Source organism: Streptomyces sp. M92, from assembly GCF_028473745.1.
GTDB lineage: Bacteria > Actinomycetota > Actinomycetes > Streptomycetales > Streptomycetaceae > Streptomyces.
The window spans coordinates 1,269,231-1,287,079 of record NZ_CP101137.1; the positions used below are offsets into that span (position 1 = coordinate 1,269,231).

13 protein-coding genes are annotated in these 17,849 nt (G+C 72.9%); all 13 read left to right on the forward strand.

Going from position 1 to position 17,849, the window contains the following annotated elements; genetic code table 11:
- The first annotated feature begins 42 nt into the window (after positions 1–42).
- The 13 genes from M6G08_RS05740 (at position 43) to M6G08_RS05800 (ending at position 17,791) form a co-directional block, all read left to right on the forward strand.
- Positions 43–978: a TauD/TfdA family dioxygenase gene (locus M6G08_RS05740; RefSeq protein WP_272586102.1), complete on the forward strand. Its 936-nt coding sequence runs from the start codon at positions 43–45 to the stop codon at positions 976–978.
- Positions 979–1,041: 63 nt separating this feature from the next.
- Positions 1,042–2,016, forward strand: coding sequence for a TauD/TfdA family dioxygenase (locus M6G08_RS05745; RefSeq protein WP_272586103.1), 975 nt, complete (start codon positions 1,042–1,044; stop codon positions 2,014–2,016).
- 77 nt (positions 2,017–2,093) lie between these two features.
- Positions 2,094–3,050, forward strand: a complete 957-nt coding sequence (locus M6G08_RS05750; RefSeq protein WP_272586104.1) for a beta-ketoacyl-ACP synthase III — start codon at positions 2,094–2,096, stop codon at positions 3,048–3,050.
- 62 nt (positions 3,051–3,112) lie between these two features.
- Positions 3,113–3,361 carry an acyl carrier protein gene (locus M6G08_RS05755; RefSeq protein WP_073723685.1) on the forward strand — a complete coding sequence of 83 codons (249 nt, stop codon included), beginning with the start codon at positions 3,113–3,115 and terminating at the stop codon, positions 3,359–3,361.
- A gap of 3 nt (positions 3,362–3,364) precedes the next feature.
- On the forward strand, positions 3,365–4,762 hold the full coding sequence (locus M6G08_RS05760) for a condensation domain-containing protein (RefSeq protein ID WP_272586105.1): 1,398 nt from the start codon (positions 3,365–3,367) through the stop codon (positions 4,760–4,762).
- Positions 4,759–5,772 (forward strand): 2,3-diaminopropionate biosynthesis protein SbnA, encoded by a 1,014-nt coding sequence (sbnA, locus tag M6G08_RS05765; protein WP_272586106.1) that lies wholly within the window; start codon positions 4,759–4,761, stop codon positions 5,770–5,772. The genes M6G08_RS05760 and sbnA overlap by 4 nt, the downstream gene beginning before the upstream one ends.
- Positions 5,766–6,788 carry a 2,3-diaminopropionate biosynthesis protein SbnB gene (gene sbnB / locus M6G08_RS05770; protein WP_272586107.1) on the forward strand — a complete coding sequence of 341 codons (1,023 nt, stop codon included), beginning with the start codon at positions 5,766–5,768 and terminating at the stop codon, positions 6,786–6,788. Before sbnA ends, sbnB begins: the two co-directional genes overlap by 7 nt.
- A 103-nt stretch (positions 6,789–6,891) precedes the next feature.
- Positions 6,892–11,760 carry a non-ribosomal peptide synthetase gene (locus M6G08_RS05775; protein ID WP_272586108.1) on the forward strand — a complete coding sequence of 1,623 codons (4,869 nt, stop codon included), beginning with the start codon at positions 6,892–6,894 and terminating at the stop codon, positions 11,758–11,760.
- Between the two features lie 22 nt (positions 11,761–11,782).
- A complete protein-coding gene (locus tag M6G08_RS05780) occupies positions 11,783–12,700 on the forward strand; it encodes an ornithine carbamoyltransferase (protein WP_272586109.1) in 918 nt (305 codons plus the stop codon).
- Positions 12,697–14,097 carry an MFS transporter gene (locus M6G08_RS05785; protein WP_272586110.1) on the forward strand — a complete coding sequence of 467 codons (1,401 nt, stop codon included), beginning with the start codon at positions 12,697–12,699 and terminating at the stop codon, positions 14,095–14,097. The genes M6G08_RS05780 and M6G08_RS05785 overlap by 4 nt, the downstream gene beginning before the upstream one ends.
- On the forward strand, positions 14,090–14,878 hold the full coding sequence (locus M6G08_RS05790; RefSeq protein WP_272586111.1) for an ABC transporter ATP-binding protein: 789 nt from the start codon (positions 14,090–14,092) through the stop codon (positions 14,876–14,878). Before M6G08_RS05785 ends, M6G08_RS05790 begins: the two co-directional genes overlap by 8 nt.
- 5 nt (positions 14,879–14,883) lie before the next feature.
- The gene (locus M6G08_RS05795) at positions 14,884–17,364 is read left to right on the forward strand and encodes an ABC transporter permease (RefSeq protein WP_272586112.1); all 2,481 of its coding nucleotides are present in this window, start codon (positions 14,884–14,886) and stop codon (positions 17,362–17,364) included.
- Positions 17,365–17,575: 211 nt separating this feature from the next.
- Positions 17,576–17,791 (forward strand): MbtH family protein, encoded by a 216-nt coding sequence (locus M6G08_RS05800; RefSeq protein ID WP_219189045.1) that lies wholly within the window; start codon positions 17,576–17,578, stop codon positions 17,789–17,791.
- Positions 17,792–17,849 lie beyond the last annotated feature (58 nt).

Genomic DNA, 17,849 nt, shown 5'->3' on the forward strand with positions numbered 1-17,849 from the left:
ACCGACACACCGCACCGACACGACAGTGAGAGGAGAGGTGACATGGCGAATACCGCGGCCTGGGCACCGACGGAGATCGAAGCGGCCGAGGGCGGCGGCCCCGAGGAGCTGCTGCGGCGGGTGGACGCCCTGGAAGGGGGTCTGACCGGAGCGCTGACGCGGGCGAAGGCGCTGGTGTTCCGCGGCTTCGGCATCACGCCCGACACCCTGGACCCGGTGCTGGACCGGCTGCTGCCGAACCGGCTGGCCTACGTGCACGGCAACTCCCCGCGCACCAAGGTCGGGGGCAACGTGTACACCTCGACGGAGTATCCGCAGGAGTACACCATCTCGATGCACAACGAGATGAGCTACGCCCACGCCTGGCCCGCCCGGCTGGCGTTCTTCTGCCAGATCACCCCCGGTTCGGGCGGTGCCACTCCCGTGCTCGACGCGGCGCTGTGGCTCCGGTCGCTGGACGCGGAGGTCCAAGGCGCCTTCGCCGGCGGGGTGCGCTACGTCCAGAACCTGCACGACGGCTACGGCCTCGGCAAGAGCTGGCAGGACACCTTCGAGACCTCCGACCGGGCCGAGGTGGAGGCGTTCCTGAAGGGCGCGGGCGCCGAGTGGACCTGGCGGCGCGACGGCAGCCTGCGCGTCGAGTCGCTGCGCCCCGCCACCACCGTCCACCCGGTGACCGGCACGGAGGTGTGGTTCAACCAGGCCGACCAGTGGCACCCGGCCGGCCTCGGCGACGACACCGCGCAGGAACTCGCGCAGATTCTCCCCGAGGACGAGCTGCCGCAGTCGGTGTCGTTCGCCGACGGCAGCCCCATCCCCGCCGAGTACGTGGCGCAGATCCGCGACCGGGGCCTGGAGAACGCGGTCGACGTCGACTGGCGCGCCGGCGACCTGCTGCTCATCGACAACCTGCTGCTGGCGCACGGCCGGCGTCCCTACACGGGCGACCGCCGGGTGCTGGTCGCGATGTCCGACTGACCCCACGGTCCCCGAACCCGGGCCTCACGGCCCCGGACTCCGCGACGACCAAGCGAGCTGACCATGACCATCACCCCGGAAGAGACCCCCGCCGGCTGGCTGGGCACCGGAACCGTGCCCGGCCTGTGCCGGCCGGACGCCCCCGGCACCGGCATCCACACCTACCTCACCGAGCACCGCGCCGAACTGCGCGCCCTCCTCGCCCGGCGCGGGGCACTGCTCCTGCGCGGCTTCGACGTGGGCGGTGTCGACGGCTTCGACCAGACCGTGCGCGCCTTCTCCGGCACGCCCCCGCTGGCCTACGCCGAACGCTCCTCGCCCCGCTCCACCATCAAGGGACAGGTCTACACGTCGACGGACTACCCGCCGGCGGAGGAGATCTTCCTGCACAACGAGAACTCGTACCAGGCGGTGTGGCCGCGCACGCTGTACTTCTACTGCGTGGAGCCGCCCACCACCCTGGGGGCGACGCCGCTGGCCGACATCCGGCGGGTGCTGGCCGCGGTCGACCCGCAGGTGCGGGCCGAGTTCGAGGCGCGCGGCTGGCAGGTGGTGCGCAACTTCCACACCGGGTTCGGCGTGCCCTGGCAGGAGGCGTTCAACACCTCCGACCGGGACGCCGTGGTCGCGTACTGCGCCGAGCGGCGCATCGAGGCCGAGTGGCGGCCCGACGGCGGGCTGCGCACCACCGCGATCCGCCGCGCGGTGCACCGGCACCCGGCCAGCGGCGAGGAGGTGTGGTTCAACCACGCCACGTTCTTCCACACCAGCACGCTGCCCGAGGAGGTCGGCGCGGGACTGCGCGCGATCTTCGACGACGATGACCTGCCGACCCACACGTTCTACGGCGACGGCGGCGCCATCCCCGACGACGTGCTGGATCACCTGCGCGGCTGCTACCGCGGCGCGTCCGTCCGCTTCGACTGGCAGCGCGACGACGTACTGATCGTCGACAACATGCTCGCCGCGCACGCCCGCGAACCGTTCACCGGTCCCCGGCGGATCGCCGTGGCCATGGCGGAGCCGTCCGACACCTGAAACGCCCCGACGCGGGCACGCACGTCGCGGTCCGCGCCGCACGAGTCCGTCCACCCGACCCGCAGTTGGGAAGAGAGATGCTCACCACACACGGATCACGCATAGCCTCCCTCGCCGTCTACCGACCCGCCCGCCTCGTGTCCAACGAGGAACTGTCGCAGCGGACCACCGTCTCCCCGGAGTGGATCGAGAGCCGCACCGGCATCAGCACCCGCCACCACGCGGACGAGCAGGAGACCATCGCCGCGATGGCCGCGGCCGCCGGGGAGAAGGCGGTGGTCGAGGCCGACATCGACCCGGCCGAGGTGGACCTCACCATCGTGGCCAGCGCCACCCGCCGCGTCCGCATGCCCGGCGTGGCGCCCGAGGTCGCCAGCCGCATCGGCCTGCCCAACTCCGGCGCCTACGACCTGAACGCGGTCTGCGCCGGCTTCACCTACTCCCTGGCCATGGCCTCCAACGCGGTGCGGCTCGGCGAGGCGCGGCACGCGCTGGTCATCGGCGCCGAGCGGACCAGCGAGTGGATCGACCCGAACGACCCGGACACCTTCGTCATCTTCGGTGACGGCGCCGGCGCGGCCGTGGTGTCCCGCTCCGAGACGGCCGGCATCGGCCCGGCGGTGTGGGGCAGCGACGGGGCGCGGCACGAGGTGCTCGGCATCACGGAGAAGGCCGACGGCCGCGAGTACGTCACCATGAACGGCCCCCTGGTCTACAAGTGGTCGACCGCCACCATGCCGGACGTGGCCCACCGGGCGTGCGCCGCGGCCGGCATCGCCCTGGAGGACATCGCCTGGTTCGTGCCGCACCAGGCCAACAACCGGATCATCCGCACCCTGACGGACAACCTGGGACTGCCGCAGGACCGCGTCGTCAACGACGTCGTCGACACCGGCAACACCTCGGCGGCCAGCGTGCCGCTGGCGCTCAGCCGCCTCAAGGACAGCGGCCGTGCCACCCCCGGCGACAAGGTCCTGCTGCTCGGCTTCGGTGCCGGCCTGACCTACGCCGGCCAGGTCGTCGACCTGCCCTAGGACCTGTCCGGTTCCCCGACCCGCCCTTCCGCAAGCCCACTCCGCACAGAGAAGGAACGACCATGACCAGAGACGAAATCATCGTCGAGATCATCAACCTCACCCTGCGCACCGCCCCGGACCTGGAGGGGAGCGAGGTCACCGCCGACGCCAGCTTCGAGAACCTCGGCCTGGACTCCCTGACCCGCATCGACCTGCTGGCGGCCGTCGAAAAAAACTTCGGTCTGTCGGTGCCCGACGACAAGGTCGGTGACCTGCTGAGGGTCAGTGACGTCGCGGACTTCCTCATGGCGTACAAGGCGGGAGTCTGAGCCATGACCCACACGGACCCCGGGGACGGGACGCTGCCCCTCTCGGTGGGCCAGGAAGGACTGTGGCTGCTGCACAGTCTGGCCCCCGACAGCTCCACCTACCACCTCGCGGGAGGTGTCCGCATGGAGCCGGCGCCCGACCCCGAGATCCTGGCACGGGCCGTGGACGCGGTCACCGAGCGGCACCCCATGCTCCGCTCGGTGTACGCGGACACCGAGCACGGCCCGCGCCGCCGGGTCCTGCCGCCCGGCGAGACCGGCCGCCTGACCGTCCGCGAGATGCGCGGAGCCGACGACGAGGAGCTGCGCCGGGCGGTGGACGCGGAGGTCGCCGCGCCGTTCCGCCTGACCGACGAAGGCCCCTTCCGGGCCGTGCTGCTGCGGCGCGCGCAGGACGCCGTGGCCCTCGTCGTCACCCACCACATCGCCACCGACGCCCTGTCCCAGTGGCTGCTCTGGCGCGACCTGCTCGCCGCCTACGCGGAGCTCGCCGAGGGCCGGGAGCCGCGACTGGAGCCGCCGGCGACCGACTTCGACCACTTCGTGGCGGCCGAGCGCACCCTGCTGGACTCCTCGCGCGGCGCCCTCCAGGCCGACTTCTGGCGGGCGCAGTGCGCCGGCTCGCAGGCCGCCGAACTGCCCACCGACCGGCCCCGTCCCGACGTACCGGCGAGCAAGGGCACGAGCCTGGTGCGCAGGCTGCCCGACGCGCTCTCGGAGGGCATCCGGCGCGCCGCGGCCGACCGTGAGGTCTCCCAGTTCGCGGTGGCGCTCGGCGCGCTGCAGGGCCTGGTGAACCGCTGGACGGGCATGCGGGACTTCCTCGTCGCCTGCCCGGCGTCCGTGCGCCGCTCCGCGGCCCGCGAGGTCGTCGGGTACTACGTCAACCCGGTGCTGGTGCGCGCGGAGATCAGCGGGGACGCCACGCTGGGCGAGGTCGTCGACCGTGCCGCGGAGCGGGTCCGGCAGGCCACCGCACGCGCCTCCTACCCGTTCCCGCTGGTCGCCCGGGAGGCGGGTGACGGCGGGCCGCTGTACCGGATCGCCATGACGATGGTCTCCACCGAGCGTTTCGACGGCGGGATGGAGGCCGCCGCCGCCGGAGTGCCGATGCGGGTGGGCGGCCTCACCGTCACCTATCTGGAGATCCCGCACCTGGAGGGCCAGTGCGACGTGTCGCTGGAGGTCACCCGTGACGCACGGGGCCTCACGATCGCCCTGCGCTACGACACGGCACTGTTCGAACGGGCCACCATGGAGCGGCTTTTCGACCAGTACGAGCGGTTCCTCGCGGCCGCCGTAGACGACGCGGACCGCCCCCTGGGCCGCGTCCGGCTCACCGACGGCGACGACAAGCGGGCCCTGCTCGCCCTCGGCGGCCACCCCGGCGCCGCCTCATGAGCGCTCCCGTGCTCCACGGCATCCTCGACGGCGTCGGCGACACGCCGCTGGTGGAACTCACCGGCCTGCTGCCCCGGTTCGGCTCCCGCGTCTTCGCCAAGCTGGAGGCGTTCAACCCGGGAGGCAGCGTCAAGGACCGGTCCGCGCTCTCCATGCTGCTGGGCCGCATCCGCGGCGGTGACCTGGTGCCGGGCCGCTCCACGGTGGTGGAGTCCAGCTCCGGCAACCTCGCCATCGGCATGGCGCAGATCTGCCGGTACTTCGGCATCGACTTCATCTGCGTCGTCGACCCGAAGACCACCGAGCAGAACCTGGCGATCCTGCGGGCCTACGGCGTCACGGTCGACCTGGTCACCGAGGTCGACCCCGAGACGCGCGCCTACCTGCCGACGCGCATCAAGCGGGTGCGGGAACTCGTCGCGACCGTCCCCGGAGCCTACTGGCCCAACCAGTACGCCAATCCCCTCAACCCGCTGGCGCACGAGCGGACCATGCGGGAGATCGCCGAGGCCCTGGACGGCCGCGTCGACTACCTCTTCTGCTCCACGGGCACCGGCGGCACCCTCACCGGCTGCGCCCGCTACATCCGCGAACACCGGCTGCCCACCACCCTGGTGGGGGTGGACGCGCTGGGCAGCGTGCTGTTCGGCGGGGCGTCCGGGCCGCGGCTGCTGCCCGGTCACGGGGCGGCCGTGCGGCCCGCCCTCTTCGACCCGACGCTGGCCGACGAGGTGGTGCACGTCTCCGACCTGGACTGCGTGGTCGGCTGCCGCACCCTCACCGACCGCGAGGCCATCCTCGCCGGCGGCTCCTCGGGCGCGGTCACCGCCGCGCTCGGCAAGTTCGCGGCCCGCATCCCGGCCGGCCGCAACGTCGTACTGGTCTTCCCCGACCGGGGCGACCGGTACCTCGACTCGATCTACTCCGACGACTGGGTGCGCGCCCACTTCGGAGAGGTCTCCCATCTGTGGCAGGAACCCGATCTCTACATGGCGGTGGGCGCATGCTGATCATCAAGCACGGGCAAGTGGCCGGGCTCCTGACCGGGCGCGAGAAGGAGGTCGTGGACCTCGTCGCCGACGCCTACGAGCGCCACGACGAGGGGCGCACCGTACTGCCGCACTCCGTCTTCCTGCGCTTTCCCGACCGGCCCCGCGACCGCATCATCGGCCTCCCCGGCTATCTCGGCACGGCCGCCGGCGACACGGCACGGGGCGGTGAGGTCGCCGGCATGAAGTGGATCTCGTCCTTCCCGGGCAACGTCGCTGGCGGCCACGAGCGCGCCAGCGCCGCGATCCTGCTGAACTCCCTGGAGACCGGGCACCCCGAGGCCCTGATCGAGGGGTCCCTCATCTCCGCCCGGCGCACCGCCGCCTCCGCCGCGCTCGCCTCCCGGCTCCTGCTCGACGGGCGCCGGCCCACCGGCGTCACCCTCGTCGGCACCGGCGTCATCAACCGCGAGGTGCTGCGCTTCCTCGCGGTCGTCCACCCGCACCTCGACTCGCTCGCCGTGTACGACACGGACCCGGAGCGCGCCGCCCGCTTCACCGCCGACCACGCCCGGCTGCTGCCCGGCGCCCGGGTACGGCACTGCGGCAGCCTCGACGAGGCCCTGGCCGCGCACGACCTGGTGTCCTTCGCGACCACCGCCGCCACCCCGCACACCGGTCTCGACGCCTGCCCGCCGGACACCGTCGTCCTGCACGTCTCGCTGCGCGACCTGACCGTGCCCGCGATCCTCGGCTCCCACAACGTCGTCGACGATCCCGACCACGTGTGCCGCGAGAAGACCTCACCGCACCTGGCGCAGGAGCACACCGGCGGCCGGGACTTCATCCACGCCTCCATCGGCGCGCTGCTGAAGGGCACCGCCGCACCCGTGCCCCGGGACGGCAGGCCGGTGGTGTTCTCCCCGTTCGGCCTGGGCGTGCTGGACCTGGCGCTGGCCCGCTTCGTCCGCGACGAAGCACGCGCGCGCGGCATCGGCACCTCCGTCGAGGGCTTCCTGCCCGGTCGTACGCCGTAGGGCGCCGTACGCCGTAGGGCGCCCTACGCCGTAGGGACGGTCCTGACGGAGGGGCCGTCCCCGCACCGCAGACCCGCACCTGATCAACACCTCTGGAGAAGAGATGTCTGTCCCGCTGCACGAACTGATCTCCCGTCAAGCCGCCCGTACCCCCCACGCCATCGCGGTCGACGACGCCCAGGGGACGATGACGTACGAGCAGCTGGACCGGCACGCGAACCGCGTCGCGCGGCTGCTCGGGGACCGGGGCGTCGCCCCGGAGGATCGGGTCGCGGTCAGTCTCCCCCGGCGGCGGGACCTGCCCGCCGTACTCCTCGGCGTGTGGAAGGCGGGCGCCGCCTACGTCCCGCTGGACGCCGCCCACCCCGAGGAGCGGACCGCGTGGATGGTCGAGGACAGCGGCGCCCGGCTGGTCCTGGCGGCACGCGGCACGGTGCCGACGGGGCTGGACGAGAGCGCCGTACTGCTCCTCGACGCCCCGGAGACCGGCTTGGACGGCCGGCCGGACACGGCGCCCGAGCTGCCCGCCGCCGACCCCGCGAACGCCGCCTACCTCGCCTACACGTCCGGCTCCACCGGCCGCCCCAAGGGGGTGCTGGTGGAGCACGCCGGCATCGCCAACCGGGTGTCCTGGACGGTGACCGGACAAGGCCTCGGGGCGGACGACCGGATGGTGATGAAGACGGTCCTCACCTTCGACGCCGCCGCCCTGGAGCTGTTCGCTCCGCTCGTCGCGGGCGGCACCGTGGTGATGGCGCCGCCGGGTGCCGAGTCCGACCCGGCGCTGCTGGTGCGCACCCTCGCCGAGCAGCGGGTCACCGTGCTGCAGGGCGTCCCGTCGGTGCTGCGGCTGCTCACCGGGGAACCCGGCTGGGCCCAGTGCACCGGCCTGCGGATGGTGTTCTCGGCCGGCGAGGCCCTGGACGCCGAGCTGTGCCGCCGCCTGAGCGAGCCCACCGGCGCCACGGTGTGGAACACGTACGGGCCCACCGAGTGCTCCGTCGACGTCACCGCCCAGGAATTCGACCCGGCGCTCCACACGGAGGCCGTGCCCATCGGCCGTCCCCTCGACGGACTGCGCGTCTACGTGCTGGACGAGGAGTTCGACCCCGTGCCCATCGGCGTCGTCGGGGAGGTGTACGCCGCGGGCACCGGCCTCGCCCGCGGCTACGCCGGGCGCCCGGCACAGACCGCGGAGCGCTTCCTGCCCGACCCGCACAGCGGCGACGGCGGCCGCATGTACCGTACCGGCGACCTGGCCCGCTGGCGCTCCGACGGCAGCCTCGCCTACCTGGGCCGCGTCGACCACCAGGTGAAGGTCAACGGCGTCCGCATCGAACCGGCCGAGGTCGAGGCCGCCCTCCACGCCCACCCCGATGTGCGCGGGGCCGTCGTCGGGGCGTACACCGCCGCCACGGGCACCCGGCTCGTGGCCCACCTGGTGGCGGGCCGCCGCATCCCGCGCGACGAACTGCGCGGCTTCCTGCGGCGGCGGCTGCCCGAGTCGATGATCCCCGCCCAGTTCGTGCCCATGGACGCCTTCCCGCTGACGGCCAACGGCAAGGTCGACCGGTCCGCCCTGCCCGACCCGGCCGCCCGCGAGAGCGCCGCGCCCGGTGGCACGGCCGCGTCGGTGGCACCCCGCACCCCCGCGGAACGGCTCGTCGCCGACGTGTGGGAGCAGCTTCTCCAGGTGGAGAACGTCGGCGTGCACGACGACTTCTTCGCCCTGGGCGGTTCCTCCCTCGTCCTGACCCGCCTGGCCGTCGCCCTCACCAAGGCGTCCGGCGACGACGTCCAGCTGCGCGGCCTGTTCGGCGCGTCCACCGTGGAGGCTCAGGCCCGGCTCATCGAGGAGTCCCGGCCGTCCGTGCCCGAGGTGGTGCCGGTCGACCGGGGCGTGCCGCTGCCTCTCTCCTTCGGCCAGCACCGCCTGTGGTTCCTGGACCGCATGCACCCCGGCAGCCCCGAGTGGGTCGCCCCGCTGTTCCTGCGGCTGCCCGCCGGAACCACCGAGGCCACCGTCCGCACCGTCCTCGACACCCTGGAGCGGCGCCACGAGGCCCTGCGCACCCGCTACGTCCTCCAGGGCGAGGAACCCCGCCAGGTCGTCGTCGACGCACGACCCGTCGAACTCCGCGTCGAGGACGCCGGCGAGGCGCGGCTGGAACGGCTCTTCGACGAACAGTTCCGCCGCGGCTTCGACCTGACCGAGGGACCGTTGTGGCGCGCCATGCTGGTGCGGGTTCCGCTCGGCGGCCCCGTCCTGCTCGTCACCGTCCACCACATCGCCAGCGACGGCTGGTCGACGGTCGTGCTGGAGCGGGAGATCCGCGAGCTGTGCGCGGCGGCCGCGGCGAACCGCCCGCACGAACTGCCCGCACCGGTCGTGCAGTACGGCGACTACGCGGCCTGGCAGGCGGCCCGCTCCGACGACGCCGTCCTGGACCGCGAACTCGACTACTGGAAGTCCGCGCTGCGCGGCATGCCCGAACTGCAGCTGCGCACGGACCGGCCCCGCCCGGCCAACCGCGACGGATACGGCCAGGGCGTACGGTTCTCCGTGCCCGCCGGTCTGGCGGACGCCCTCAGCGGCCTCGGCCGGCAGCACGGGGCCACACCGTACGCCGCCCTGCTCGCCGCCTTCTCGGCGCTGCTGGCCCGCTACAGCGGTCAGGACGACTTCGGCGTCGGCAGCCCGGTGACCGGCCGGCTGCGCCCGGAGACCCAGGACACCGTGGGCTTCTTCCTGAACTCCCTCGTGCTGCGCTGCGACCTGACCGGCGACCCGACCTTCGCCGAACTGCTCGCCCGCACCAAGGACACCGTGCTCTCCGGCTTCGCCCACCAGGAACTGCCCTTCGAGCGGCTGGTGGACGAGCTCCAGCCGGTCCGGGACCTGTCCCGCACCCCGCTCTACCAGGTGGCCTTCGACCTCCAGGACGAGGGCGCGACCATGGTGGCCGCCGACGATGTCCTCATGGACGCCTTCCAGGGGGCCTGGCGGGTGGCCAAGACCGACCTCACCCTGTTCGTCTGGCGACACTCCGACGGGTCCCTCACCGGGGCCTTCGAGTACGCGACCTCGCTCTTCGAGCACACGACGGTGGAGCGCATGGCCGACCACTTCGTCCGCCTCGTCCAGGCCGTCGTCGACGCTCCCGGCACCCCGCTCTCCGCGATCGACCTCACCACCGTCCACGAACACCGGCTGCTCCGCCTCTGGAACGACTCCGGGGTGCCGGTACCGCAGCGATCCGTGCCGGAGTTGATCGCCGAGCAGGTCGAGCGACGCCCGGACGCGGTGGCCGTGGAGTCGGACGGTGAGACGGTGTCGTACGCGGAGCTGGACGCCCGCGCGAATCGTCTGGCCCACCGGCTGCGGGAGGCCGGCGTGGGGCCCGAGTCGTCGGTGGCGGTCCTGCTGGACCGGTCGGCCGATCTGATCGTGGCACTGCTCGCGGTCTGGCGCGCGGGAGCCGGCTACGTCCCCATGGACCCCGTCCTGCCCGCCGGACGCATCGCCGACATGGTCACGGACGCCGGTGTGCAGGTGGCGGTCACGTCCGCCGCGTATGCCGACCGGTTCGTGGTGCCGGCGGTGCGGGTCGAGGACGACTTCTCATATCTGCCCCAGTCGGCACCCGACGTGCCCCTGGACCTGGACACGGTCGCCTACACCGTGTTCACCTCCGGCTCCACGGGCCGCCCCAAGGGCGTCCAGGTCACCCACCGCAACCTGGCCAATCATGTCGACTGGGCCGTACGGGAACTGACCTCGGCCGGCTCCGGCGGCGCACCCGTCTTCTCGTCCGTCGCCTTCGACCTCGTCGTCCCCAACCTGTGGGCACCCCTCGCCGCCGGACAACGCACCTGGCTCCACAACGGCGAACTCACCGACCTCGGGTCGGCCCTGACCAAGACGGGCCCCTTCTCCTTCATCAAACTCACCCCCGGCCACCTCGAAATCCTCTCCGGCCAGCTGGCGGACGACGAGATCTCCACCCTGGCCGGCAAGATCGTCGTCGCCGGTGAAGCACTTCCGGGCGCCCTCGTCGAACGCTGGCGCCGGGTCCTCGGCGACGGAGCGGTCCTCAACGAATACGGACCGACCGAAACCACCGTCGGCACCAGCGTCTTCCCACTCACGGAGGCCTTCGACGGCGTCGTACCCATCGGCCGCCCCCTGCCCAACATGACCATGCGCGTCCTGGACGCCCACCTCCGTCCGGTGCCGGTGGGCGCGGTCGGTGAGCTGTTCGTGGGCGGCACGGGTGTGGCCCGGGGTTACGCGGGAGACCCGGCCCGCACCGCGGACAAGTTCGTCCCGGACGTCTACGGTCCGGCAGGCAGCCGGATGTACCGCACCGGAGACCTCGCACGCTGGCGGCACGACGGAGCCGTCGAATTCCTCGGCCGCATCGACGACCAGGTCAAGATCCGCGGCTACCGCATCGAACTCGGCGAAGTCCGCGCCGCCCTCATCGCCCAGCCCGGCATCACCGACGCCGCAGTCATCGTCTCCGAGGGCGACCAGAGGCTGATCGCCTACATCGTCGGCGAAACCCCCGACCTGACCGACGCCCTCCCCGAATACATGATCCCGTCCCACTTCATACAGCTGGACGCGATCCCGCTGACGGCCAACGGCAAACTCGACCGCCGCGCCCTGCCCACCCCCGACGACACCGCCACCGACACCTACATCGCCCCCCGCACCCCCACCGAAGAACGCATCGCCGCCATCTGGACCGATCTGCTCGGCAAGAGCGCCGGCGTTCACGACGGCTTCTTCGACATCGGCGGACACTCCATCCTCGCCGTACGCCTGGTCTCGCGGTTGCAGCAGGACTTCGACCTCGACCTGCCGATCCGGGTCGTCTTCGAGCGGCCGACCATCGCGCAGATCGCCGTGGAGATCGAGGACCGCGTCCGGGCCGAGATCGACGCGCAGCTCGCCGAATCCCACTGACCGAAGAGCGAAGGACGTTGGCATGCGTCACCTCATCTCACTGACCGATCTGACCGACGAGGACCTGCGCACGCTGGTCGCCCGCGGGGCGGAGTTCGCCGCCGGGGCGGTCGCCGATCCGCTGCGGGGCGAGGTGGTCGGCGTCTACTTCCGGCGCACCTCGACCCGCACCCGTACCGCCTTCACCACGGGGGCGCTGCGGCTCGGCGCGCAGACGGTGACCTTCGGGCCCGGCGACCTCCAGCTGAACACCGGCGAGACCACCGAGGACACCGGCCGGGTGCTCTCCGGCATGCTGGACATGCTGGTGGCCAGGACGTCGGACGCGACGGCGGAACTGCGCTCCTGGGCAGCGGCCGGGCCGATGTCGGTGGTGAACGCGATGACCGCGGAGGAGCACCCGACGCAGGGGCTCACCGATCTCACCACCCTGTACTGTCACTTCGGCCGCGTCGAGGGCCTGCGGGTGCTGTACGTGGGCGAGGGCAACAACAGTGCCGCCGCGCTGGCGCTGGCCCTGACCCGCTTCCCGGGCACCGAGCTGGAGCTGCGCACCCCGCCCGGGTACGGCCTGGCGGCGGACGTCCTGGCCACCGCCGGCGAGCAGGCGGCGCGCAGCGGGGCGAAACTGTCCGAGCAGCACGACATGGCGTCCCTGCCCGCCGGGTTCGACGTCGTGTACACCACCCGCTGGCAGACCACCGGCACCAGCAAGCCGGACGCGGACTGGCGCACCGTGTTCGCCCCGTTCCAGGTGTCCGGGGCGCTGTGGGAGACCAGCCCGGACGCGGTGTTCCTCCACGACCTGCCCGCGCACCGGGGCGAGGAGGTCACCGCGGAGGTGCTGGACGGACCCGCGAGCCTGGCGTTCGCCCAGGCCACGCACAAGCTGCACAGCGCCATGGCGGTCCTCGAATGGTGCCGGGCCGTCCGTTCATGAGACGAAAGCGCAAAGCCCGCTCCGGCGGAGGGGGCAGGCACAAGCTGCCGTCGCTGCGCAGCTACCGGGACTTCCGGCTGCTGTGGACCGGCTCGGCGATGTCGGTGATGGCGGAGCGCTGCTCCGGGATGGCCTTCACCCTGCTGGTGCTCTGGCACACCAGGTCGGAGAGCGCCGCCGGCATCGTCGGGTTCGCGGGGCTCCTGCCGGCGCTGCTCGTGCAGCTGCCCGCCGGGGTCCTGGTGGACCGGCTGAACCGGCGGCGCGTCATGATGGTGTGCGTCGTGGTGCGGATGGTCGCGGTGGCGACGGTCGCCGTCTCCCTGCTGGGGGACACGGTGTGGGTGTGGCACATCGCCCTCGTGGCGTTCGTGCAGAGCAGCATGACCGTCTTCTACCAGCTGTCGGAACGGGCCATGGTGCGCCACGTGGTGCCCTCACGGCAGCTGGGCGCGGCGATGGCCACCAACGAGGCCCGCTCCCGCGGCGTCAACTTCGTCGGGCACCCCACGAGCGGGGCGATGTTCGGTCTGTCGGCGTGGGTGCCGTTCCTGACCAGTGTGGCGCTCTACGTGGGTTCGCTGGTGACGCTGGTGAAGCTGCGGGGCGAGCGGCAGCCGCCCCGCCGGCCGGGTGCCGGTCGCCGGATGCGTTCCGAGGTCGCGGCCGGGCTCACGTGGGTGTGGGGGCGGGCCTACTTCAGGACCGCGCTGCTGATCATCTCGGTCAGCAACCTGGTGTTCCAGGGGCTGATCCTGACGGTGGCCGTGGTGATCAGGGAGGACGGCGGGGCGGCCGGCACCATCGGGCTGATCATGGCGGCGGGCGGCATGGGCGGGCTGTGCGGGGCGCTGTCCGGCGGCTGGCTGAACCGGCGGCTGGCCATGCGGCAGATCATGGTCCTCGCGCACACCGCGTGGGCCGTGGTCATGCCCACAGCGGTGTTTTTCCGGCAAGCACCGGCACTTGGCGCATTGTTCTTCATAACGTCGTTTATAGGAGCCACTGTTACGGTCTCCGGCATGTCTTACCAGGTGCGCATCACCCCCAACGACATGCAGGGGCGGGTGGGCAGTGTCGTCATGCTCCTGGTGTCGGGGGCGAGTTCGCTCGGCGCGCTCGGTACGGGATACCTGCTGGAGGCGGTCGGCAGCCGCCACACCGTCGTGGTGCTGTCGGCGGTGATGGCTGTGCTGGCCCTGGTGGCCGCCGTCGTGTTCAGCAGAGCCGGCGCGGCCCTCGAGGACCGCGCGGACAGCATGGAACCACTCGACGCGGGCCACTCCCCGTCGGAGCCGGCGGCGCTGCCGGCCCCGGACGCGCCCGCGCCGGCCTCCGTCCCGGACGGGACACCGGCCGATCCCCTCAACCACGAAGCGCGGAGAACCGATGGATGACGCAGTGCGGCTGGAGTCGCTCACCAAGACCTACGGGTCCGGCGACAGTGCCGTGAGCGCCTTGCGCGACACCAGCCTGTCCTTCTCCCGGGGCAGCTTCACCGCGATCATGGGGCCCTCGGGGTCCGGCAAGTCCACCCTGCTCCAGTGCGCGGCCGGGCTGGACCGGCCCACCTCGGGCCGGGTGTTCATCGACGGCCAGGACACCTCGGGTCTGAACGAGACCCGGCTCACCGAACTGCGCCGCGCCTCCACCGGGTTCATCTTCCAGTCCTTCAACCTGCTGCCCTCGCTGACGGCCGAGCAGAACGTGGCGCTGCCGATGCGGCTGGCGGGGCGCAGGCCCCCGCGCGGCGCGGTCCGGCAGGCGCTCGCCCAGGTCGGCCTGGAGAAGAAGGCCGGCAGCCGGCCCAGCCAGCTGTCCGGCGGACAGCAGCAGCGGGTGGCCATCGCGCGTGCCCTGGTGGCCCGCCCCGCCGTGCTCTTCGCGGACGAGCCGACCGGGGCCCTCGACCTGTCCACGGGACGTGAACTCCTCGACACGCTGCGCGCGCTGACGGGGCCGGGCGTCGGCTCTCCGGGCGGCCCCGGCATCCCCGGCGGCCCCGGCACCGCGCACCCGGTGACCACCACCATCGTGATGGTCACCCACGACCCGAACGTCGCCGCCTACGCGGACCGCGTGCTGTTCCTCGCCGACGGCGGTCTCGTCGGTGAGCTGCTCCAGCCGACCGCCGAGGGCGTCGCCGCGCGCATGACGCACCTGGGGGTGTCGTCGTGATCCGGGTGGCCTTGCAGACCCTGCGGGCGCGCTGGGTCTCCTTCCTCGGCACGGTGGTCGCCCTGGTCCTCGGCGTGGCGCAGGTCGCGGCCATGGGGCTGCTGGTGACGACGGCGTTCGACCTGCCCGACCGTCCGGTGGAGCGCTTCGCCGGCGCCGGCGCCGTCGTACGCCCGCAGTCGGACGGCTGGGACCCGGCCCACCACGACCTGGGCGTCCGCTCCCCCGAGGCGGCCCGCGGCCTGAGCACCGAACTGCGCGACCGCGTCGCCGCGACCGGCGAGACCGTGGTCGACCGCGCCTTCTACGCACAGCTGCGCGGCGGCCCCGAGGACCAGGTGGGGCACCCCTGGCCGGTGGCCCGCTTCGGCGGCTACCGCCTCACCGACGGTGCCGCGCCGACGTCGGACGGGCAGGTCGTGGTCCCCTCCGACCAGGCCCGCACCGGCGACGAGGTGACCGTACTGACGGCGTCCACCGTGCGGACGTACACCGTCAGCGGCACCGTCGACCCCGTCGGCTACGAGGACGCCGTCTTCTTCTCCGAGGCGGAGGCCGCGCGGCTCTCCCCGCGGATCGACTCGCTGGTCGCGCTCGGCCCCGCGGACGCGGTCCGGGACGCCGTCGGCGAGCGGGCCGACGTCCTCACCGGCCAGGACCGGCACAAGGCCGACGCCAGCGAGGCCGAGGACCGCGAGACCCTGGACAACACGATCACGCTGGTGCCGGTGATGGCGAGCGTCGCCGGGACCACCGCCGTCTTCGTGGTCGCGTCCACCTTCGCCTTCGCGGTCGTCCAGCGCCGCAGGGAGGTCGCCCTGCTCCGCGCGGTCGGCGCCACCCCCAAGCAGGTGCGGAAGATGGTCCGCAACGAGGCTCTCCTGGTCGGCGGCCTCGCCGCCGCGGCGGGCACGGCCCTCGGCCTGTTCGGGGCGCAGCTCCTCGCCGACATGCTGATCTCCATGGGAGTGTCGCCGGACTGGTTCACCGTCACCCCGTCCCTGCACTGGACCGTGCTCGCGCCGCTCGCCGCCGCCTTCCTGGTCGGGCTGCTGGTGTCGGTCGGCGGTGCGGCCGCGGCGGCCCGCCGGGCCGGCTCCGTCCAGCCCGTCGAAGCGCTGCGGGAGGCCGCCGTCGACGATACGGGCGTCACCCCCGGCCGCGCCCTGCTCGGTGCCGTGGCCCTGCTCGGCGGCGTCGGCTGGACCGCCTGGATCGCCACCGGCTCCCCGGTGACGGTGCTCTCGCCCACGGTGTACGTGGTCTCGCTGATGGTGCCGGTGCTGGCGGCGGCCGTCCTCGCCCCGATGGCCGTCGGTCCACTGGCCCGGCTGCTGATGTGGCCCTGGCGGCGGGCGAACGGCCCCACGGCGATGCTGGTCCGGCAGAGCGCGCTGACCGCCCGCCGCCGGACCGCGGCGACGGCCGCGCCGGTGCTGCTCACCGTCGGCCTCGCGTTCTCCCTGCTCGCCGCCACCGACTCGCTGGGCGCGGCCCGGGACAGCGGCCTGCGGAACCGGATCGTCTCCGACTACGCCCTCGCCCCCGACGACACCCCCGGCATCAGCACCGAGGTGGTCGACCGGGTCGCCGAGGTGCCCGGCGTGAAGATCGCCGCACCGCTGCTCACCACGGTCTACTGGAAGGACGAGGACCGCTACGACGAGAACGACGGCCTGGTCGTCGACCCCGAGGCGCTGAAGCGGACCATGGACCTCAAGGTCGTCGAGGGCTCCCTCGACGACCTCGACGCGAACAGCATGGCCGTCGCCGACCTGTGGCACATGGACGTCGGCTCCGTCCAGACCGTACTGATGGCCGACGGCAGCACCCAGAAGCTGAAGGTGGCCGCCGTGTACGAGGCGCTGCGCGGCGAGGACGTGGCCTACCTGCCGCAACGGTTCGCCGACACCGCGCTGTTCGCACGCGACGGCCTGGCCCGCCGCGCGTACATCACGCTGGACGAGGGCACCGACCGGGCGGCGGCGACCGCCGCCGTCCGCGAGGCGGTCGAGGGCAGCGGCGCGACCTTCATGTCCCGGGACGAACTGGTCGCCTCCGAGGCCGCCTACGCCCGGCACCTGAACGAGGTACGGCAGCGCTCCACCGCGGTGATCATCATGATGTTCTGCTTCATCGCCATCCTCAACACGCTGCTGATGGCCACCGCGGACCGCCGGCGCGACCTGGCGGTCCTGCGGACCGCGGGCGCCACGCCGAGGCAGGTGCTGCGGTTCTTCGTCGCCGAGTCCCTCCTCGTGTCGGCGATCGGTGTGGTGCTGGCGCTGGCCGCGACCGCCGTCAACCTGGCCGGCCTGTGGGGAGCCCTGTTCCAGCTCTTCGGCACCACCCCGATAGTCGTTCCGTACGCCGTCGTCACGGGCGTCGCGGTGGTCTCCACCCTGCTGGCGCTCCTCGGCACCGTCCTGCCGGTCGGTGCGGCGCTGCGGGCCCGCGCGGTGCAGCTGATCGGGGCCCGCGAGTAGGCCACCCGGCACTCCCGGCACTCCCGGCACACACCGCACCACCCCGGACCACACGGCCCGGTCCCGAAACCCCCGTCGGGACCGGGCCGTGTGCTGTCTTCCCGCGGCTCGGGCCGTCGCGCCCGCCGGGACAAAAGAGAGCCGATAAGAGCCCCGGTATAGGTCGGCGTCGGAGGCTGGGCGAGCATCCGACCACCGAAGGGACACCGTCATGGCTGACGAGCAGACCGACCACCGTACCTACCGGGTCGTCCTGAACGACGAGGAGCAGTACTCGATCTGGGACGCGGGCCGGGAACTGCCGGACGGCTGGCAGGCCGAGGGCACCGAGGGCTCCAGGCAGGACTGCCTCCAGCGGATCGAGGAGGTCTGGACGGACCTGCGGCCGGCCAGTCTGCGCCGGCGCATGGAGCAGGCCGGCGCCTGACCGCGCCGCACGGCCCGAGGTGCCGGCGGCATCACGCCGCACCGCACGGCACCCGGCA